This is a genomic window from Phaeobacter sp. G2 (assembly GCA_025163595.1).
In the GTDB taxonomy this organism is placed as follows: domain Bacteria; phylum Pseudomonadota; class Alphaproteobacteria; order Rhodobacterales; family Rhodobacteraceae; genus Pseudophaeobacter.
The window spans coordinates 2,059,542-2,079,303 of sequence record CP104100.1; the positions used below are offsets into that span (position 1 = coordinate 2,059,542).

The following is a 19,762-nucleotide window of genomic DNA, read 5'->3' on the forward strand; positions in this document are numbered from 1 at the left end:
TTGCTGCGTTGCGAAGGGGGCGCTGCCTTACAGGAAAAAGCGGACGTTCAAGCCCTAGCAGACCGAGACCCAGATGCTGCGCTGCGCAGCAACGTCGGCTAAAGCAATATCACATTCTAGGCCTGCACTTTTAACACTACAGCAATAATTTCGCTTTCATATGCAGGTTGTAATAAACCCACATCTTTGGTTTTAAGAATATCCAATGCATTTCCAGCGCTTTGCTTACCGGACTGCAAACCCAAGCTGCCGAGGTAGGCTATGAATTGTCTTGCGAATTTAGACGTCAACTTGGCTTCCGGCGCCGCTGCTGCTTTGTTGGCGGTCTGCTCCGTTGTTCTGGTCCGGATTGCACGAAATATTCCCTTTGCCGGTCAGCTCTCCTTTGTTCTGACCTTGGCAGCGATGCTGTGGTGGCTATTCACTGTGGTATTCGATTTGGCTTCGCAAAGCGAAACCTGCAAAGTCGGGTGGTCCTTGGCTGCCTGGCCTGGAATCGTACTGGTGCCTATCGCGTGGACATTCTTTGTCTTCGACTACTCGATGAGCAAGCGCCGGATCCGCCGACCGGTCCGGATTATGGCCTACATTGGCCTGCCAAGCCTGGTAAGCGTTATCGCCGTTACAAACCGCTGGACGCACCTGCTTTATGGCCCAGACACCCGGCTTGTGACAGAGGGCGGCAATAGCTTCGTGATATTTGACCACGGACCGCTCTTCTTTGCGGTTGCCGCGATCCTATACATATTTCTGATTGCCGCTTTGGGCCTGCTTACTTTCGTTTTTCTCAAGGCGAAAAAAGTCATCCGCCCCTTCATGGGCGCCTTGATCATCATCACGGCAGCTCCGGTGGCGGCCAATCTGGCTTATATCGGCTGGGGTGTGACGGTTTTTGGCTTCGACCCGACGCCGTTTACATTTGCAGTTTCACTCATCGCTTTGAGCTGGCTGCTTGTGAACAATTCGATGATGGATACGGCTGCCCAGGGTCGGCTTCTTATGTTCTACGCCACCCAGGATCCCGTGATCCTAGTGGATGCGGGCGGTCATTTTGTCAGTGCCAATCCTGCAGCCAAAGATTTTTTCATCCATCAGCTTCCGAAACATGGCGCAACTCTTGAACACTTGGACGGAATCGGGCCGCTGCTGAAAGATCTCATAGAAGATGGAGATATCAATAGCGCTGCACCGATCAGGATTGGTGGACGTGTCTTTGACCCACGCGCGGTTCCGATTGACAGCCCGATCCAGTCCCAGATTCCCCTGCTGGGCTGGTCCATCTCACTGGTCGACATCACGGAAAGAGAACGCTCCGCCGAGGCTCTTCGTGAAGCACTGGCGCATGCCGAATCCGCCAACCGCGCGAAGACGCACTTCCTTGCCAATGTCAGCCATGAAATCCGTACACCACTCAATGGTGTGCTTGGAATGGCGGCAGTCCTGAGCGAAACCGCGTTAGATGAAGAACAGCGCGAATTTCTCCAGGCCATCGAAGATTCGGGTCAGATCTTGCTTACGACGATTGGGGATGTCCTTGATCTGTCAAAGATCGAAGCCGGAAAGATGACGCTGGAAAACAGACCATTCGCGCTCCGGGTTGCGCTGGAAGGAGCGCGTGCTCTCTTTTCCGCAAAGGCCAACGAAAAGGGGTTAAGCCTCAGTGTAGAAATACACGAAGATTTGCCAAAGGCCATTATTGGCGACGATCACCGGTTTCGTCAGGTGCTGCACAACCTCGTATCCAACGCGGTCAAATTCACCCAAACCGGCAGCGTCACGCTCACTGCAGAGCCCGCAGATGACGGCGCGCTCCTGCTGGTTCGTGTCAGCGACACAGGACCAGGCGTATCACGGGAAGCCCGGGACACGATCTTTCAACCCTTCCAGCAGGCGGATGGCAGCGATGCCCGCAAATTCGGCGGTACAGGTCTTGGGCTTTCGATATCTCGACAGCTTTGCCATCTGATGGGGGGCAGCCTACAATTGGCAACCGGCGTTGAGCAGGGGGCAACCTTCGAAATAAGACTGCCGCTGTTGCCGGCCACCGATGAACCGAAGGCAGAAACGCAGCCCGTCTTGCGGTCGGCTTCGGCTCCGGAACCTACGGCCGTGGATGTCCTAGTGGTCGATGACAACAAGACGAACAGGCTGATCCTACAGAAGTTTCTTTCTTCCGTATGTCGGGTCCAATCCGTCTCCAGCGGACCTGAGGCAATCGACCTGGCGCACTCATTTGCTTTCGATGTCATCTTGATGGACATTCAGATGCCGGAAATGGACGGTGTGGAAACCACGCAGAAAATCCGCTGCATTGAACAGGAGATTGGCCGTGAGCCAAGTTTCATTGTGGCCGTGACCGCGAACGCTATGCCGGAGCAGCTGAACCACTACCTGTCAGCGGGCATGGATGAGGTGCTGGCAAAGCCGGTGTCGAAAGAACCTTTGCTCTCTCTTATCAGAGGTTTATGAGGCAATTTTGCTTGGGCTGCCTGGCACCATCTGGCGGCGGTGATCAGGTTTGGGGGCGAGCCCATACCTCCCAACTTGTTGCACAGCGGCGAAGGTCAACGGCCCCGGTGCAGGCCGTTCTTGATTATCCCATAACTTTGCTAATGTCGCTATCCTGTGCTCTGACAAGGAAACTGACGATGAAGAGAGGCCGTTTCAGCGGAGAACAGATTAGCGGGATATTGCGGGACGATCGCAAAGTCCAAGGGCACTTCGAAACTTGCTCACCCCAAGCGGGCAGGAGATATTACCAAGCGTCGCGAAACGCTTTCAGGCTATCTGCGTAGGCCAGTGTCAACCCAGGATCGGGCTCAATCTGTTTGTGCGTTCGGGGGGCAAAAAGAACATCAGAAACGTTTCCATCACCACGGGCCAATATCGCCAGTCTGGCAGCTCCCAAGGCTGCGCCTTGTGCACCGCTGTCGGGCACCTTCAGCGTGAGACCGGTAATATCTGCGATCATCTGCAACCATGTCTGCGACTGGCTGCCGCCGCCTGCAACGATCACAGTTTGCGGTAACGATCCGCTTTTGCCGAGTGCGCTGCAACAATCGGCAAAAGCATATCCAACGCCTTCCATGACCCCTTGGACCATGTCCGTCAAAGTGTGGTCGCGGCGAATGCCAAGGAACGCAGCGGTGGCATCGGGGGCATTGTGCGGTGTCCGTTCACCAGACAGATACGGCAGGAAGGTGATTGGCGATGGCTTGGTCACCCCCGTGACCATGGAGGTCAGTTCTGCAGGCGTTTTGTTGGTGATCTGGCCGAACCAGGCCAGCCCGTCCGTTGCTGATAAAATAACACCCATTTGATGCCAACTATCTGGTATGGCATGGCAAAAGCTGTGGACTGCATTGTCCGTATTGGTAGCAAATTGATCTGTGACGGTGAACAGAACACCAGAAGTTCCCAAGGAGAGAAACCCCTGTCCAGGCGTGACTGCGCCCAATCCGCAGGCGGTGGCGGCGTTGTCGCCAGCACCACCTGCGATGGATACAGCGCCAACGCCCCAGCGTGCCGCTAATTCTGGCCGTAAATCACCTGCATGAGCGCTGCCTTCGACCAAACGGGGCATATGTTGCCGTGTCAGATCCGTCGCTGCCAAGAGATCATCTGACCAATCGCGCTTTGCAACGTCCAGCCAGAGTGTTCCTGCGGCGTCAGACATTTCGGAGATGTGTTCGCCAGTCAGCCACAGGTTCACATAGTCTTTTGGTAATAAAACCTTGCGGGTCTTACCAAAAATCTCGGGTTCATTCTTTTTCACCCAACGCAATTTGGGCGCGGTGAAGCCCGCCATAACAATATTGCCGCCAATGCCGCGAAAATCTGCCCGGGATTCAAGCTCTGCACATTCCCAATGCGCCCGCCCGTCGTTCCATAAGATTGCCGGTCGCAACGCCTGATCATCGTCCCCAAGCAATGTCGCCCCGTGCATATGACCGGAAACGCCGATGCTACGCAGTGCCGCAAATGCGGTTGGTGCCAGCGCACGAACCTGGTCAATTGCAGCTTCACAGGCTGCAATCCACGAGGTCGGGCTTTGCTCACTCCACTTGGGGTGGGGGCGTTCAACTGTGAGGGCGCAACTGCCTTCAGCAAGTACCGTTTGGCGCCCATCAATCAGCAGCGCCTTGACGCCAGATGTCCCCAAATCCAAACCAAGATATGTCATGGCGACCTCTTCGTTGTTAAGTGCAGGCTACCGGCGAAAAAGATCGCCGGTGGCCTTGGGAGGTTCTTAGAATGGGCTGTCAGGATAGTAGAAATCCATCGCATTCTCTTGTGTCACCAGCACGGAACCGATCACAAAGTCACCTGAAACCGGCGCGTTAGACGTGAGGCCCACCGCTGTCAGTTCAATCGCGGTGGCGATCATGGATGGTGGATATGTGACGTTGGCCGGGATCATCGCGTCGCCATCGGCAGTCCGCTTGATCATTTCCTTCATGCCTGCGCCACCCAGCACAAATTGCACATCATCGCGCCCGGCTGCCTCAATGGCGGCCAATACGCCGATGGCCATGTCATCATCCGATGCCCAGACCGCGTCAATACTGGGGTATTTCGACAAGAAATCCTGCATCACGGTAAAGCTGTCATCACGGTTCCAGTTGCCGTGCTCCATATCCAGAACGTTGATGCCGGACCCTTCGATCGCTGCGGTGAACGCGTCGACACGCTCATTGTCGATGGTGGTGGGAATGCCACGGAAGACAACGATATCGCCGCCGTCTGGCATCTTGGACGCCATATAGTTGCCGGACACTGTGCCGAAACCGGTGTTGTCCCCTGCCACATATAGGTCTTGGATGCCTTCAACGGACAGGCCGCGGTCAACAACTGTCACCCAGGCGCCGCTCTCGGCCACGGCTTGAACCGGAGGCGTCAGCGGATCGGACTCAAAGGGCAAAACAACAAGCGCGTCGATGTTGCGGGTGGCGACCATGTCTTCGATGTCATTGACCTGTTTGCCCGGATCAGAGGCCGTGGCCAGAACAAAATCAAGACCAGGATATACATCTTCCAGACGCTTTACCGTTTCAGCGGCGTGGAAGTTCATACCACCGGCCCAGCCGTGTGTCGCGGCTGGAATGGACACGCCGATCACTTTGACGCTGTCGTCTGCAAATGCTGCTGTGCTGACTGTCGCCGTCAATGCAGCGGCGATAAACGTTTTTGTATATTTCATGTTTGCTCCTCCCATGAAGCGGTTGCGCGCGGCTTAACTTGCCGCCTTGCGTTCGCGCTGTAGGATCACAGCGAGAATGATGATGACCCCTTGGATCGCACCGTTCAGATAGGGCGAGACAAAGTCGGTCAGATTGAGAATGTTGCCGATCAGGCTGAGGATGAGCACGCCGATAACCGTGCCCCAGACCCGGCCAAAGCCGCCTTTGAGCACAGTGCCGCCAATGATTACGGCTGCGATAGCCTCCAGCTCCCACAACACGCCGGTTGATGCGGAGGCGGAGCCAAGGCGCGGGACGTACATGATCGTGGCGATGCCAACCAGGATCCCCAGGGCGGCATAAGAGATCAGGCGGGTGCGGCGGACATTTACGTTGGAATAATGCGCCACATGCTCGTTTGACCCTGTCGCCGCGCAGTGACGGCCATAGGCGGTGCGGGACATGATGATCTCGCCGATAATCACGACCAAGGCAAAAACGATAATCGGCCAGCTGATCCCGAGAATCCCGTCAAAGTAGACGGGGCGATAAAATGTGCGCAGCCCGAAATCGAGAGACAGCGTGCCCCCGTCCGCCAGCCATGTCACCAGTGAGCGGTAGATGCCCATGGAACCAAGCGTGACGATAAAGGCCTCGATCCCCAGCGTTGTAATCAGGAACCCGTTGAGGAGGCCCGCCAACATGCCCGCGACAATGGCAGTCACCATCCCCAGCAAAATAATCGGTATGCCGACCCCCATACTGGGCAGGGCTGCGTTCATCACCAGGATCATCAGGCCCGCAATAAATGCAGCCATTGAACCCACGGACAGATCCAGCCCGCCTGCGGTGATCACAAAGGTCATTCCCACCGCGATGATCCCGATAAAGGCGGAGCGAGCCAGAACATTGGTGATGTTGGCCGCACTCAGGAAATTAGCGTTGAGCATCGTGCCGATCATCAAAAGCACCAACAAGGCGATGATAGGGCCGAGCACGGACATTGAAGGCATTCGAAATCGCGTGGGGTTTGGTGTGGTTGCATCTGTCATTCTGTATCCTCAAGCCATCTGTGGCGCTTGTTCGGCGGGTAATCCCATCGACAGGCGCACAATCGCAGCTTCGTTTGTTTCATCAGGGGCAAGCGTGCCGCTGACCTCGCCCAAGCGCATCACCATAACCCGATCTGCCAAACCAATAAGTTCGGGCATCTCTGAGGTGATCACGATGATGGAATGGCCGGCACCAGCCAGTTTGTGCAAAAAGGCATAGATTTGTTGCTTTGTACCGATATCGATGCCGCGCGTCGGCTCATCCACGATCAACACGCGGGGCTCGGAGAGCATGACCTTGGCCAGCAGCAGCTTTTGCTGATTGCCGCCGGACATGTTGCCCACCCGCACGTCACGCGAGCCCGCACGAATGTCGAACTCTGCGATGGCGCTCGTCAGGGCGGTTTCTTCGGCGTTGCGGTCAATTAGGAAACCACCGAACTTGTGCAAATTCGCCAAGGTCAGGTTGTCACGCATACCGCGTTCCAACAGCAGTCCGCGCAGTTTGCGATCCTCGGTTAAATAGCATAATCCCGCGCGCTGTGCGTCGGCGGGGCGATTGAACTGGACAACATCGTCAAACAAGGTGATCCGGCTCGCCGTGGCAGGGCGCAAGCCTGCCAGCCCCTCCATCACTTCGGTGCGTCCCGACCCAATGAGCCCCCCGATGCCAAGGATCTCGCCTTTGCGCAGGGTAAAGGACACGCTTTGGGCAAAGCCGGGAACGTTCAGGTCTTTGACCTCCAATACCACGTGTGCATCCGCCGCCACGCCGGGTTTTTCGGGATACAAGTCAGAGACGTCGCGCCCCACCATGGCCGTGGCCATGGCGTCCTCATCCATTTCGGCAGTCGGGCCTGAATGGACGACATCGCCGTCGCGCATGATCGTCACGCGATCCGAGATTTCTGCCACCTCGTCCAGTTTATGAGAAGTGAACAGAATGGCAGTGCCCGCCGCGCGCAGGGCTTCGACCTGTTTGAACAGCACTTCGGTTTCACGGTTGGTCAGCACCGCCGTCGGTTCATCCATAATCAGCACCCGCGCATCCCGCGACAGCGCTTTGGCGATCTCGACCATTTGTTTTTCGGAATTGGACAGATCCGACACCAGCGTATCGGGTGCAACATCACAGGCCACCCGCGCCAGATAGGCCATGCAGCGGCTGCGCATCTGCGCTTTATCCAGCAGCAGCCCCCGTTTGAGTTCACGCCCCAGAAAGATGTTTTGTTCAACGGTCAGCTGCTCGGCCAGATTGAACTCTTGATGGATCATAACGATCCCTGCAGCCTCACCATCTTGCAAGCTGGCAAATTGCACCGGCTTGCCTTCAAGCTGGACCTCACCTTTTGTTGGCGGCTGGTACCCCGCCAGAATTTTCATAGTTGTGGATTTGCCCGCCCCGTTTTCGCCAATCAATGCGTGCACACTGCCTGCATGCAGCGCCAGGTTCACGCCGTGAAGCACTTCGACGGGACCGAAGCTTTTTGTCACATCACTCAAGGCTACAATCGGGGCGGGGGTCATAGCACCGTCCAAGCAGCATCGTTGGCCGAAGAGGACACGCAGGCGGTGATAAAGCGCATGCCCTCCATGCCCTCTGCGATCCCGGGCAGAACCCCCATGGCCGTGGCCCGATCTGCCCCGCCTTGTACCGCACGAATGGCGTCGGCTGCCTCATTGTAGAGTGTGGCAAAGCCTTCCAGGTATCCTTCGGGGTGGCCGCCGGGAATACGGCTGACAGCTTGGGAGGCTTCGGTCGCGCCCGCCCCGTTACGGGTCAGCAGGCGCTTTGGCGCGCCATGGGGTGTGAACCACAGGTAGTTCGGGTCCTCTTGGCTCCATTCAAGCCCGCCTTTTTCGCCGTAGATACGGATTTTTAGCGCGTTTTCATTGCCGGGTGCTACTTGGCTGGACCACAGCATGCCACGGGCGCCTCCTGCAAAGCGCAGCATCATGTGGGCGTTGTCATCCAGCGTGCGACCCGCTCCGAAGGAGTGCAAATCGGCCGCGAGACTTTCCACGCGCAACCCGCTCATAAAGCACGCAAGATTGTGGGCGTGGGTGCCGATGTCGCCAATGGACCCACCCGCACCAGAGCGCGCGGGATCGGTGCGCCATTCGGCCTGTTTCACGCCTTCGTTTTCCATGGGGGAGGTCAGCCAGTCCTGCGGATATTCCGCCTGCACAAGGCGGACCGTCCCCAGCTCGCCCGAGGCAACCATATCGCGCGCCTGCCGGATCATCGGGTAGCCGGTGTAGTTGTGGGTCAACACAAACAACGCCTTGCTGTCGGCCACGGCCTTTTCCAGATCGGCGGCGTCCTGCATGGTTGAGGTCAGCGGCTTGTCGCAGATCACATGGATGCCCTGGGCCAGGAATGCCTTGGCCGCTGCTGCATGCACATGGTTGGGCGTGACGATGGAGACGGCTTCAATACCATCCTCGCGCGCGGCCTCCGCCAAGGCCATCTCATCAAAGTCGCCATAAGAGCGCTCGATCCCCAGCGCTTTTGCACTTTCGGCCGATTTTTCTGGGGTCGACGACAACGCGCCTGCCACCAGCTCGAAGCGGTCATCAATGCGAGACGCAATGCGGTGGACCCCACCGATAAAGGCATCATTGCCGCCACCGACCATTCCCAAACGAATACGTGCCATCAGTCGATCCCCAGCATCTTGCGGTTTGCGGCCTCATCCGTGCCGCCATCTGCAAAGTCATCAAAGGCACGTTCAGTGACGCGGATGATGTGGTCGCTCACGAATTGCGCGCCTTCACGGGCGCCGTCTTCGGGATGCTTCAGACAGCACTCCCACTCCACCACGGCCCAACCATCAAAATCGTTGGCCGCCATTTTGGAGAACACCGCGCCAAAATCGACTTGCCCGTCGCCAAGACTGCGGAACCGGCCCGCGCGATCGACCCAGGGCTGATAGCCAGAGTAGACGCCTTGGCGCCCCGTCGGGTTGAACTCGGCATCTTTGACGTGGAACATCTTGATGCGGTCTTTGTAGATGTCGATATTATCAAGATAGTCGAGGCATTGCAGGACATAGTGGCTGGGATCATAGAGCATGTTGCAGCGCGCATGATTGTCGACACGTTCCAAGAACATCTCGAAGGTGACGCCGTCATGCAGGTCTTCGCCGGGGTGGATCTCATAGCAGATGTTGACGTCGTTTGCGTCCGCGTGATCCAGAATGGGCCGCCAGCGGCGCGCCAGCTCGTCGAACGCGGTTTCAATCAGGCCTGCAGGGCGTTGCGGCCAAGGGTAGACATAAGGCCAGGCCAACGCGCCCGAGAAAGAGACATGGTTCTTGATGCCCATGTTGGCCGAGGCAGAAATCGCCTTCATCACCTGGTCAACAGCCCATTCCTGGCGCGCCTTCGGGTTCCCATGCACGGATGGATTAGCAAATCCGTCAAAGGCTGTATCATAGGCGGGATGCACCGCGACCAGCTGCCCCTGCAGGTGGGTAGACAGCTCCGTGACCTCAACGCCATTCTCAGCGGCTTTGCCTTTGAATTCGTCACAATAGTCTTTGCTTGATGCCGCTTTGTCCAAGTCGATGAGACGCCCGTCCCATGACGGCACCTGCACGCCTTTATAGCCACAGTCAGCCGCCCATTTCGTGATGCTGTCCCATGAATTGAACGGCGCTTCGTCACTGGCGAATTGTGCCAGGAAAAGTGCGGGTCCCTTGATCGTTTTCATAGTGTTTCTCCCTGTCCGCTTACACGAAGCGATTGACGATGTTTTCGAGAATTTCCTGCCGGCCTGAGCGCGGCTGCGGGGGGGTATCACCCGCCTCAACCTGGGCTGCGATGCTGGTGAGGTCGCTGTCCAGCAAGGCTTTGCCATGGGCGCTGTCCCACCCGGCGTAGCGCTCAGCCCTCATCGCCTCCAGTGTGCCGTCTTCCAGCATAGCGACAGCCGCTTTGAACCCGCGCGCACAGACGTCCATGGCGCCTGCATGGCTTGCGATCAGATCAATGGGATCCAGCGACTGGCGCCGCAGTTTGGCGTCAAAGTTGGTGCCACCAGTGGTGAAGCCACCCGCTTTGAGGACCTCGTAATAGGCCAGCGCAACTTCGGGCACATTGTTGGGGAATTGATCGGTGTCCCAACCTGACTGATAGTCGTTGCGGTTCATGTCGATGGAGCCGAAGATGCCCAGGGATGAAGCCAGAGCCAGCTCGTGCTCAAACGAATGGCCTGCAAGGATTGCATGACCCTGCTCGATGTTCATCTGGACTTCGCCTTCCAGCCCGAACTCCTTGAGAAAGCCGTAAACCGTGGCGACATCGAAATCATATTGGTGTTTGCTGGGCTCTTGCGGCTTGGGTTCAACCAGAATGGAACCCTTGAAGCCAATCTGGTGTTTGTACTCCACAGCCATCTGCAAGAACCGCCCCGCCTGCTGGCGTTCGCGCTTCAAATCGGTGTTGAGCAGCGTCTCATACCCCTCGCGACCGCCCCACAGGACATAGTTTTCACCGCCCAGCTTGTGGGTGGCATCCATACAGTTTTTCACTGTCGCGGCAGACCAGGCAAAAATCTCGGGGTCTGGATTGGTGGCCGCACCCGCCATAAAGCGCCGGTGGCTGAACAGATTTGCCGTACCCCACAGCAGTTTGGTCCCGCTGGTCTCCATCTTTTCGCCCAGATAATCCACAATCTCTTTGAAGTTGTTGAGACTTTCGGAAAAGCTGTCGCCTTCGGGGCGGATGTCGGCATCGTGCCAGCAAAAATAGGGGACGTTTAGCAGATCAAACATCTCAAAGGCCACGTCAGCCTTGAGCTTGGCCAGATCCATTGTGTTGCCGAACCAAGGGCGCTCAAACGTCTCAGCGCCAAAAGGGTCCCCCCCCGGCCAGGCGAACGAATGCCAATAGGCTACGGCAAAGCGCAGATGCTCTTCCATCCGCTTGCCCATAATGACCTCGTCTGGGTTATAGTGTCGAAAGGCCAAATCCGTGCTGTCCGGCGCATAGGTCAGTCGTGAAATATCGTTGAAAAAATCGGTCATGTGTTTTGGGCTTTCATAATCGCGTTCAATGGATCGGCAGGCAGATTGTCTCGCACATAGATCGTGGGGGTCAGCTCTGGCATGGTGGGTATTTCGCGCTGGTCGATCAAAGCACGCAGCACGGCAAACGCGCGGTTGATTTCGACATCTGGGCGTTGATCAATCACCAGATCAATATGACCAGCGACCAAGGCCTGCCGCGAATGGGCGACGAGTTCGTGCACAATGCAATAGGGGCGCTGTTCGGGCCAGGCGCTGATCGCAGAGATCAGCCCCGAGTTGCCAGCGCCCACGTTATAGAGCGCGGTCACATGGGTTTGTTGCGCAAGCAATTCACGGGTTTTCGACCGCAGAATTGAAGGGTCATCTTTGGTCAAGATCGGATCGAGTACGGTTAAATGTGGAAAATCAGCCAAGATAACTTCCCGAAATCCGTCCAGCCGTTCCGCGTGGTCGCGTGCATCCAAAGATCCGGCGAATGTTTGGATTGCCCCATGGCCCCCCGCATGGGCCATGCCGGTCATCCGTGCCGCCGTCCGCCCTGCAACGACATTATCAATACCGATGTAGGCGGCGCGGAAATCTCGGGGCAGGTCCGAGACCAGTCCGATAACCTGGATTCCGCGCGTGCGCAGCTCTGCGAGGGGGGCTTCAAGAAGTGCACTTTGAAGCCCGACAATTGCGACCCCGTCAAAGTCCTTCTCACAGAAATCCGCGATGCTTTTAGACAGGCCCTCAACGGAAAACGCTGAGACCTCAAAGATATCGACACTTACGCTTTCAACACTCAGGTGGGCCGCGACTTGTGCGATATGATCGCGGATCCGGTTGAAAAAGGCGTTTGTCCCTTTGGGGATCAAAAACGCGAGGCGGTAAACCCGTTTGCGCGACAAATTCGCTGCAGCGACATTACGCACATAGTCAAGTCTGGCGACCGCATCGCGCACTTTGTCGATTGATTTCTGCGCCACATTTCCGCGGTTGTTTATGACGCGGTCTGCGGTCGCATAGCTGACCCCTGCCGCCTGCGCGACATCATGTAAGGTTGGTTTAGACATGATCGCTCCCCCAAAGACGAATCTCCCAATCGCCTCCTTATCGATCATTTGACCGCAGTTTCCTGATGGACGTCAATCATTTTCTGATAGACGTCCATCATTTTCGCAAGCTTCCTGCCATCGGCTGTCAGAAACCCCCGCGTCATTTGAAACAGGGCCGAATAGAGATTGCTTGGCCAAGGCAAAAGAAGAGGGGGCTTTGGGGGGGCGAAGCTAGACTTGGGTGGGAGGACGCCAAATTGCGCCCCTCTCCGCAAGCGATGGTCCTGCAAGACATCTTTGATGCCCAATAGGGGCGGATGATCTTGAGCAGCCCCGCTTGAGCGGTCCGAATTGAACGTTAGTGCAGGTTGACCTTTGGTCCATCAGGACGGTGGCGTCCGGCGCAGGTGGGCGGTATCCCAGATGAATCTCGGAAGCGGTTGCTCTGCACCATCGGTATTCGCAGGTGATCTTCAGTACGACATGAAACCACGCATTTTCTCACGAGTATTTGTTAAAGCAGACATGGGTGCAACCGAAACGAAAGCTCCCTCCGCCCGCTCAGCCGACCTTGACCTCCTGACTCGGCACCGATTTGGTATGCTGGTGCGGAGAACGGCAGCTTCGAGCCCTCTTTGAACGGTGCTGCGTAATGCGCGAATGTCCGATGGTGTCACAAAAACATGGCTAGCGCTAAGTTGGCGACCTCTCGCACAGAGGCAACGGCCTCACGTGTTCTTCCTCTCTGCGTGTCGAAAATAACCGCAACGATGAACGGAACTCCGTTCGGAGATCAAAGAACTGCAATATCGTTTGCTGCACCGTTGAAAGACGTGCCCGGCTTGTTGGCCACGCTCCAATCATCCGGTGCGGCAGCCCTTATCCTGTTCTGACCGTTTGCTCGTTACGCATCCATCGAACTAGCAAATCCTGCGAGGGTTTCGTCATTTGTTCAGTAGCGATTGTCAGTTGGCGCAGGTTCTCGGCCATCGCTTCGGCGATGAAGTTCCATCACCGTGGCGAATGTGGCTGTTTAGTTTAAAGATGCACCGCCACCATTTCTGGAGGCGGTGCTCAAATACAGCCAAGTTGCTGGCTATGCTGCAAACCGCGACGTTGCGTCTTTGGCTGCCTTCTCAAGACTGTCCCATGCGCTTTCAACACCGGCCTTCATATCTTCCCAAGCGTCGTCGCTGGAGGCCCTCAGTTCATCAAGTTTGGCTTGCGCCTCATGCTGCTCTTCGCGAAGGCTCTCAATCTGCTCTTGATACTTGATCTTGGCATCCGCCCCAGCTTCGTCTGTGCGGGCCTTCAACTTCTCAATCTCCGCATCCCATTCGTTCAGGCGGGCTTGGATCTTTTCGACATATGCTTGCTTCATGCTCATGTTTATCTCCTTTTCATTGCCTATCTTCTATTGGAGGTGAGGTGAAAAAACAAATAAAAACATATAGTTAAGTTACGTCACTGAATGACCCCACCCCTTTTCATCATCGTGCAGCATTGAGGTGAGACGCATATCAACCGTTACTGCGCCTTCTTACCTAGACGTTGGCTTTTCAGTAACTTACTCTTGTTCCAACACTTCATGACACCAACGGAGACAGAATTCATGAGCGATTCTGGCGGCAAACGGACTCTAAAATTGCAAGTGATGTTGAATGACGACGAAATCAAAGCCATCGACGATTGGCGCTTTGATCACCGTCTTCCATCCCGAGCCGCGGCCATTCGCGAATTGCTGAGCCGCGGATTGCAGGGCAAGGAATTTGGCAATCCGGAAGAAAGCAAGCCATCTGGTGCATTCGGTGTTACGACGCCACCAGATGAGGGTGACTAACAGGAAAGCGAATGGCTTCTGAATTTCACGCGCAATTCAGGAAGCCAGGGCCGCAAAATGCATACGCTAAAGGCTCCGAGCAACCTTCCAGACCTTAGAAAGAAACCCAGATTCGTGGGCGCGTGACTTTGGCCCTAACCGTTGTCGCTCGCTCGCTCGCCTCACGCCCGCAATGAGCGAAAGTTCGGTTTCTGCCCATGCCACTTGTCGCTGCATGAGCAGTGCAGAAAAAGCGGTCATTGCAGCAAGATTGCTAAGGTTTGTTTGGTCCCGCTCAACTGACCTTGACTTCCAGTCCCAGTCCCAGTTGGGTGTGCTGGCGCAGGGAGCGGCGGCTTGGAGCCCAGATTACCGTTTTGGTTTGCCAAGGTGCCACGCGTTGTAAAGTCCCCCTCCAAGCGCCAACGCAGCGAGCAGGAGCCAGACGCCCCCGGATTGCTCCAAGTGTACGACGCCCGTGCTTTCGTCGAAGCACCGCCCTAACTGGTTGAAACAATTTCGCCATTGCAAATACTGAACATAGTAAAGGTAGCCAAAAGCGCCTGATAGCCCAAGAAGAGTCAGCGAAAATATCTTTCTAATCATCTACTGGCCCCCAAAATACTGGCCCCAAAAAACGCTCCTGGGAGTTTATGGTTTTGTCCAAGAAATTCAACGTCCGTTTGGTCCCGCTCCTTACCAGTTCGCGACGTGCGTGGCCAAGGTCAGCTATCGCAGGTTCGTGCCAATGGCTGTTGGGCCGCTTTGGGCTGGCTGCCGTCATCTAGCGTCTGGGAACTGGTGCGGAAACGCTGCGACCCTGCTGCCGCACCGCCGCATGTCCGCTTCGAGCCCTTAGTTGCGACCCAGCACGTCAGGTTTTTCGTCCGCAAACTCAGGATATTTGACGCAAATTTCGTAGACAAAATCTCGTTCAATATTCCCTATCAAGTCAGCGAATTTTCTTCTGAAAGCGCGCTTTTCGCTAGCATCTTCGATGGCATCAATCGCCATAATTAGTTGAGATGAAGCGCCACAAAGGGTGTCTGCGGCTTCGAATATATTCTTTGCGTCATCACGTTTCATGTTGTCCCCATCTTACCGCGCACGGTTTGGCTCAAGTGAGCAGTATTATCGTCACGTTGCGGGAGTGAATGAAATAGTTGCTTTGTCCGCAGTGTTCCCCTTTGGTGACTTTTAGCGGCCGCACTGCCGCAAGTCCGCTTGGCGCCCGTTCATCACATTTTTCACTGCAGCGAATGCCTGCGTTTGGGAAATCAAATCTGCATGCAGCGCTGCCAAGGTTGCAGTTCAAGGCAGCTCAGCCAAACTCTGCGGAGGCATTGCGGATTGGAATTGGGCACCTTAGAAAATCCCGTCCGTTTGCCAGTTAATATGCATTTCTGCAATGCTGGCCGAGTTGGACAGGCCGATGATCTCTAATACCAGATGCGCGATTTCGTCAGGTTGGGTCATCTCTTTTGCTGCAACGGCGTCGCCCGCCGCGGTCGCGCCCATTTCTGTCGCGACAAGGCCCGGACAGAAGGCCGTCGCGCGGATGCCATCGTCCCAGCCCTCAAGGCGCAGAGCATGGGCCAAACCAATGGCGGCGAATTTGCTGACCGAGTACAACGCAGAGCCTTTTGATGCCACACGTTTGCCAGACAGTGATCCGAGGATCGCCACCCGCCCGCATCCGCAGGCCCGCAACATCGGCCATGCCGCTTTGGCGAGGCGGCGCGGGGCGCGCAGGTTGATCTCTAACAGGGTGTCGACCTCGCCTTCCTCAGCGTCGATGATCGAAGTGTCGGTGAACAGGCCGGCATTGGCGACAATCGTATCAATCCGGCTATGCCTTGCGACAGTGGCGTCCACCCACTTAGCTTCGGCGCTGCGCGAGGTGGCGTCATAAGCGTGAAGATCGGTGAGCTGCGGATCAAGCCCATGGGGCAAGACCGATGGATCACGCAGGCCAAGGCTGACGTGCCAGCCCCGCGCTTGCGCCGCCTGTGCGATGCAATAGCCGATGCCTCTATTGCCGCCAGACAGCATCATGACGGGCCTGTCTGATGTGCTCATAGGGAACCTGTGCGTTTGACGGCCACGCCATTTTGCATGATCAGCGGCATATGCGCGCCTTGTTCGGTCAGCAGGTCCAGATTGTTCAGCGGGTTGCCGTCCACCGCGACCAGATCAGCAAACGCACCGGGCACCAAGGCACCGATCTGCCCTTCCATCCGTAGCACCTTGGCTGCGTCCAGTGTGGCAGAGCGGATCACATCATGCGCAGGAATATAACGCCCACGCAGGGGGAATTCGCCAGATTGTTCGGACTGCATGCCGCCCAACAAATCAGAGCCGTAGCCCATGGTTACTCCGGCGTCATGCATTTTGACCAGCCGCTCCAACCCAGGCAGGCGCACATCCTCGATCTTGGCGACCGATGCCGGTTGCAGGCCAAATTCTGCTCCGCGACGGGCCAGCAGGTCATAGGTGATGTTCGTCGGCACGACGACCGCCCCCTCGCGGGCCACGCGGGCGATGGTGTCATCGCTGATCAGGTTGCCGTGTTCAATACAGGTGATGCCGCAATCCAGTGCCCGTACGATGGCTTCGTCCGCATAAAGATGCGCGGCAACATAGGTGCCAAAATTATCGGCAATTTCGACGAACGCCTTTAGCTCTTCTGTGGAGAACACCAGATAGCCGACGGGATCAGAGGGCGAAGACACGCCACCGTCGGCCATGACCTTGATGAATTGCGCCCCGGATTTGATTTCCTCGCGGGCGGCGCGCAACACTTCGGGCAGGCCGTCACAAATCCGGCCCATAGAACCCAGTTGATTGGCGTACCATTCGACAGGGCGGTTGTCGTAGGGGCCGCGATAATCGGTGTGGCCACCAGTCTGGGACAGGGCTTTGCCACAGATCACCAACCGCGGCGCGATGAAATACCCTTGCTCAACGGCCTGTTGCAGGCCGCGGTCAGCACCGCCGAGATCTCGCACCGTGGTAAAGCCACGCATGAGCATCTGGTACATCAGCCGCGCGCTTTTGGCTGCGATCAAGGACGAGGGGGCCGCCGCGTTGGCCCCAAGATTGGCACTGGCTGCAATTGTATGCACGTGACAATCGACCAGCCCGGGCATCACGGTATATCCCTTAAGGTCGATCTCTTCGTCGGCAGTGAAAGAAACCGTCGGTGCAACCTCTTTGATCTTACCGCTCTCGATGGCGATCTGCATCGGATCTGTGGGTCGGTCTTGGCTGCCGTCAACGATGCAGGCGTTTTTGATCAATATGCTGGTCATTGGGTCTTCCTTGGTTTGATTTTTTCTGTACCGCCAATGCAGCGGTTCAATGCCTTAAAGCGGGGATCAAATGTTGGGCAATCCGGCTCATTTCGTGCAGGTCTTCTGCCGTATATGCGTCCAGGCTCGCATTCAGCGATAGCACGCCAACCGTCTTTCCCTCTGAGATCACCGGCGCGCAGGCACAGGCTTTGCAGCCTTTGGATAGGATCAGTTGCGCATCGGGAAAGGCCCAGAGCACCTCATCCGCGCCGTTGCCTAGCCATGTCTGGCTGCCGTCAATCACCAGCTTGCCCCAAGGCGTGCCTCCCATCGGTTTGAGCGCGCCGATTTGGTAGTCATCTGGCGAGGAGCTATGCACCCGCAGGACATTCACCGGGTCGGGTAGAATTTTCAGAATGGTCAGAAAACGAAAGCCGAACTGTGTTTCGCAGGTTTGCGTGACCTGTGCGAAGACTTCCTGCATCTGCGCGGTAATCTTGTGGTCTTGGTCAGCCATAGATCATCTCCGGGAGCCAAATGGTGATTGCAGGGAAAGCGACAAGCAACACGAGGGTCAGAACGTCCATGCTGATGAACCAGGTGACCCCTTTGAAGATCGTCGGCAGCGTGACCTGATCGCCAAGTGCGCTTTTGATCACAAATATATTTAGGCCCACAGGCGGGGTGATCAGCCCGATTTCCAACAGCTTAATCAGGATGATGCCGAACCAGATCATGTCCATTTCGAGCGATACGGCTAGCGGCAGCACCAAGGGCGCGGTCAGCAACAGCAAGCCGATGGAGTCGATGAACATACCCAGCACGATATAGAGAACCGAGACTGCAGCAATCAGCATGAGAGGTCCCGCAGCGCTTTCGACAAAGAGCTGTTCCAGCACTTTGTTCAACCCCGCCACCGCCACATAGCGCGTCAGCAGTGCGCCACCGATGATGATCACGAAAATTGCCGCAAAGGACAGGGCGGATTGTTTCAGCGCTGACCAGAAGCTGGCAGGGGAAAAGGTGCGCATGGCGATTGCGATCAATACCGCCCCTAATGCTCCAAGAGCACCGGCCTCCGTGGGGGTGGCCCAGCCCAACGAAATCGAGCCCATGACAATTGCGATCAGGATCGGTAGCGGTGCAATGTCCATAAGAAGTTGTCCAGCTCCCACCGTTGGCTCATCTTCTGCCGTGGCCCCTCCGCCTGCAAGGCTGGGGTTGAGTTTGCACCGGGTCACAATCATCGCGATGTAGATGGCCATCGACAATATCCCGGGCAATATCCCCGCCATGAACAGCGCCCCAATCGAGACATCCGAATACACGCCGTAAAGGATCATCACGATGCTTGGCGGGATCAGTGACCCGAGCGTCCCGGAGGCCGCAATCGTCCCGCAGGCAAGACCCGGATCGTAGCGGCGGCTCAGCATTTCAGGGATTGCGATCTTTGACATGGCAGAGGCCGTGGCCACCGAAGACCCCGAGGCCGCCGCAAAGAGCGCGCTTGCCAGAACGCTGGAACAGGCCAATGCACCGGGCAGGCGGGCCAAGACTTGACGCGAGGCGCGAAACAATCCGCTGGTCAACCCGGTCTCGGAGGCCACATAGCCCATAAGCAGGAACATCGGTATGGCCGAAAAGCTCCAGTTGGAGGCGAGGTCATAGGGGATACGCGCAAGGGACCCAATGGCCGCGCGCAGGCTGATCTCATAGGTGATGCCGACAAAGGAGACCGCGATCAGCGACAATCCGACGGGGACGCGAATAGCGATCAACGACAGCAAGGCACCCAAAGCCACCAGAATTGGAGTGATATCTTCAAGCATCTTATTTTACGCCCTTAGTGTTGCGGATAGTCAAAGCAAAGGCTGCCGCAGTTGAGCTCGCAAAGGCCACTGGCAGAATCCAACGCACTGGCCAGACCGGCATCAGGTTGACCCCCATCGCCACTTCGCCTCGTCCAGTGGATGAAACGGCCTGCTCAAATGTGATGTAGGTCAACAGGCCATAAATCCCGACGGACAAAAGCCCCGAAACAATCACCGATAGCCTTTTGGCTGCGACAGGAAAAAACCGGTAGAACAGATCCGTGTCCATATGTTCGCCCCGCACCTCAAGGATCATAATGGGCAGGAACACGACTGGGATCATGCAATAGAATGATACGACTTCCATGGTGCCAGTGAGCGGCGCACTGAACGCAGTGCGCAGCGCCACGTCCAAAGAGATCGCCAGCAAAATTGCCATGACAGCGAAGGCCGCGATCGCGAGTTGCAGACGCGCGACACGGTCTAGCAATTCAAACGGCCTGGAAAGGGCATTTAGGATCATCGGGAAGCCTTTGG

General features: G+C 56.6%; 17 protein-coding genes. 2 read left to right on the plus strand and 15 right to left on the minus strand.

Annotated elements, in window-relative coordinates; genetic code table 11:
• Positions 1-291 precede the first annotated feature (291 nt).
• Positions 292-2,469: an ATP-binding protein gene (locus N1037_09820; protein ID UWS81279.1), complete on the plus strand. Its 2,178-nt coding sequence runs from the start codon at positions 292-294 to the stop codon at positions 2,467-2,469.
• Between the two features lie 286 nt (positions 2,470-2,755).
• Here N1037_09820 and xylB read toward each other — a convergent pair whose 3' ends face one another.
• The 9 genes from xylB to N1037_09865 form a co-directional block, all read right to left on the minus strand.
• Positions 2,756-4,183 (minus strand): xylulokinase, encoded by a 1,428-nt coding sequence (gene xylB, locus N1037_09825; protein ID UWS81280.1) that lies wholly within the window; start codon positions 4,181-4,183, stop codon positions 2,756-2,758.
• A gap of 66 nt (positions 4,184-4,249) precedes the next feature.
• Positions 4,250-5,200 (minus strand): ABC transporter substrate-binding protein, encoded by a 951-nt coding sequence (locus N1037_09830; protein UWS81281.1) that lies wholly within the window; start codon positions 5,198-5,200, stop codon positions 4,250-4,252.
• Between the two features lie 33 nt (positions 5,201-5,233).
• Positions 5,234-6,232: an ABC transporter permease gene (locus N1037_09835; GenBank protein UWS81282.1), complete on the minus strand. Its 999-nt coding sequence runs from the start codon at positions 6,230-6,232 to the stop codon at positions 5,234-5,236.
• A gap of 9 nt (positions 6,233-6,241) precedes the next feature.
• Positions 6,242-7,759 carry a sugar ABC transporter ATP-binding protein gene (locus N1037_09840; protein UWS81283.1) on the minus strand — a complete coding sequence of 506 codons (1,518 nt, stop codon included), beginning with the start codon at positions 7,757-7,759 and terminating at the stop codon, positions 6,242-6,244.
• Entirely contained in the window at positions 7,756-8,892 is a 1,137-nt protein-coding gene (locus tag N1037_09845; protein UWS81284.1) for a Gfo/Idh/MocA family oxidoreductase, read from the minus strand. Before N1037_09845 ends, N1037_09840 begins: the two co-directional genes overlap by 4 nt.
• Positions 8,892-9,947 carry a sugar phosphate isomerase/epimerase gene (locus N1037_09850; protein UWS81285.1) on the minus strand — a complete coding sequence of 352 codons (1,056 nt, stop codon included), beginning with the start codon at positions 9,945-9,947 and terminating at the stop codon, positions 8,892-8,894. The genes N1037_09845 and N1037_09850 overlap by 1 nt, the downstream gene beginning before the upstream one ends.
• A 19-nt stretch (positions 9,948-9,966) precedes the next feature.
• The gene (xylA, locus tag N1037_09855) at positions 9,967-11,262 is read right to left on the minus strand and encodes a xylose isomerase (GenBank protein UWS81286.1); all 1,296 of its coding nucleotides are present in this window, start codon (positions 11,260-11,262) and stop codon (positions 9,967-9,969) included.
• Entirely contained in the window at positions 11,259-12,320 is a 1,062-nt protein-coding gene (locus tag N1037_09860; GenBank protein UWS81287.1) for a LacI family DNA-binding transcriptional regulator, read from the minus strand. Before N1037_09860 ends, xylA begins: the two co-directional genes overlap by 4 nt.
• 1,078 nt (positions 12,321-13,398) lie before the next feature.
• Positions 13,399-13,689: a hypothetical protein gene (locus N1037_09865; protein UWS77614.1), complete on the minus strand. Its 291-nt coding sequence runs from the start codon at positions 13,687-13,689 to the stop codon at positions 13,399-13,401.
• Positions 13,690-13,914: 225 nt separating this feature from the next.
• Between N1037_09865 and N1037_09870 the strand changes: the two genes are divergently transcribed.
• Positions 13,915-14,142, plus strand: coding sequence for a hypothetical protein (locus tag N1037_09870; protein ID UWS77615.1), 228 nt, complete (start codon positions 13,915-13,917; stop codon positions 14,140-14,142).
• 834 nt (positions 14,143-14,976) lie between these two features.
• On the opposite strand, the gene N1037_09875 is transcribed toward N1037_09870, so the two are convergent.
• The 6 genes from N1037_09875 to N1037_09900 all read right to left on the minus strand — a co-directional run bounded on the left by N1037_09875 (position 14,977) and on the right by N1037_09900 (position 19,715).
• Positions 14,977-15,207: a hypothetical protein gene (locus tag N1037_09875; GenBank protein ID UWS77616.1), complete on the minus strand. Its 231-nt coding sequence runs from the start codon at positions 15,205-15,207 to the stop codon at positions 14,977-14,979.
• 279 nt (positions 15,208-15,486) lie between these two features.
• A complete protein-coding gene (locus N1037_09880; GenBank protein ID UWS77617.1) occupies positions 15,487-16,200 on the minus strand; it encodes an SDR family NAD(P)-dependent oxidoreductase in 714 nt (237 codons plus the stop codon).
• The gene (locus N1037_09885; GenBank protein UWS77618.1) at positions 16,197-17,432 is read right to left on the minus strand and encodes an amidohydrolase family protein; all 1,236 of its coding nucleotides are present in this window, start codon (positions 17,430-17,432) and stop codon (positions 16,197-16,199) included. Before N1037_09885 ends, N1037_09880 begins: the two co-directional genes overlap by 4 nt.
• A 46-nt stretch (positions 17,433-17,478) precedes the next feature.
• On the minus strand, positions 17,479-17,931 hold the full coding sequence (locus N1037_09890; GenBank protein ID UWS77619.1) for a GAF domain-containing protein: 453 nt from the start codon (positions 17,929-17,931) through the stop codon (positions 17,479-17,481).
• Entirely contained in the window at positions 17,924-19,243 is a 1,320-nt protein-coding gene (locus tag N1037_09895) for a TRAP transporter large permease (GenBank protein ID UWS77620.1), read from the minus strand. Before N1037_09895 ends, N1037_09890 begins: the two co-directional genes overlap by 8 nt.
• Before the next feature lies 1 nt (position 19,244).
• Positions 19,245-19,715 carry a TRAP transporter small permease gene (locus N1037_09900; GenBank protein UWS77621.1) on the minus strand — a complete coding sequence of 157 codons (471 nt, stop codon included), beginning with the start codon at positions 19,713-19,715 and terminating at the stop codon, positions 19,245-19,247.
• Positions 19,716-19,762 lie beyond the last annotated feature (47 nt).

Excerpts from the sequence above, each read along its gene's own strand:
- xylB (UWS81280.1), bottom strand. The coding sequence starts at position 4,183 with ATGACATATCTTGGTTTGGATTTGGGGACATCTGGCGTCAAGGCGCTG.
- N1037_09830 (UWS81281.1), bottom strand. The coding sequence starts at position 5,200 with ATGAAATATACAAAAACGTTTATCGCCGCTGCATTGACGGCGACAGTC.
- N1037_09835 (UWS81282.1), bottom strand. The coding sequence starts at position 6,232 with ATGACAGATGCAACCACACCAAACCCCACGCGATTTCGAATGCCTTCA.
- N1037_09840 (UWS81283.1), bottom strand. The coding sequence starts at position 7,759 with ATGACCCCCGCCCCGATTGTAGCCTTGAGTGATGTGACAAAAAGCTTC.
- N1037_09845 (UWS81284.1), bottom strand. The coding sequence starts at position 8,892 with ATGGCACGTATTCGTTTGGGAATGGTCGGTGGCGGCAATGATGCCTTT.
- N1037_09850 (UWS81285.1), bottom strand. The coding sequence starts at position 9,947 with ATGAAAACGATCAAGGGACCCGCACTTTTCCTGGCACAATTCGCCAGT.
- xylA (UWS81286.1), bottom strand. The coding sequence starts at position 11,262 with ATGACCGATTTTTTCAACGATATTTCACGACTGACCTATGCGCCGGAC.
- N1037_09860 (UWS81287.1), bottom strand. The coding sequence starts at position 12,320 with ATGTCTAAACCAACCTTACATGATGTCGCGCAGGCGGCAGGGGTCAGC.
- N1037_09865 (UWS77614.1), bottom strand. The coding sequence starts at position 13,689 with ATGAGCATGAAGCAAGCATATGTCGAAAAGATCCAAGCCCGCCTGAAC.
- N1037_09870 (UWS77615.1), top strand. The coding sequence starts at position 13,915 with ATGAGCGATTCTGGCGGCAAACGGACTCTAAAATTGCAAGTGATGTTG.
- N1037_09875 (UWS77616.1), bottom strand. The coding sequence starts at position 15,207 with ATGAAACGTGATGACGCAAAGAATATATTCGAAGCCGCAGACACCCTT.
- N1037_09880 (UWS77617.1), bottom strand. The coding sequence starts at position 16,200 with ATGAGCACATCAGACAGGCCCGTCATGATGCTGTCTGGCGGCAATAGA.
- N1037_09885 (UWS77618.1), bottom strand. The coding sequence starts at position 17,432 with ATGACCAGCATATTGATCAAAAACGCCTGCATCGTTGACGGCAGCCAA.
- N1037_09890 (UWS77619.1), bottom strand. The coding sequence starts at position 17,931 with ATGGCTGACCAAGACCACAAGATTACCGCGCAGATGCAGGAAGTCTTC.
- N1037_09895 (UWS77620.1), bottom strand. The coding sequence starts at position 19,243 with ATGCTTGAAGATATCACTCCAATTCTGGTGGCTTTGGGTGCCTTGCTG.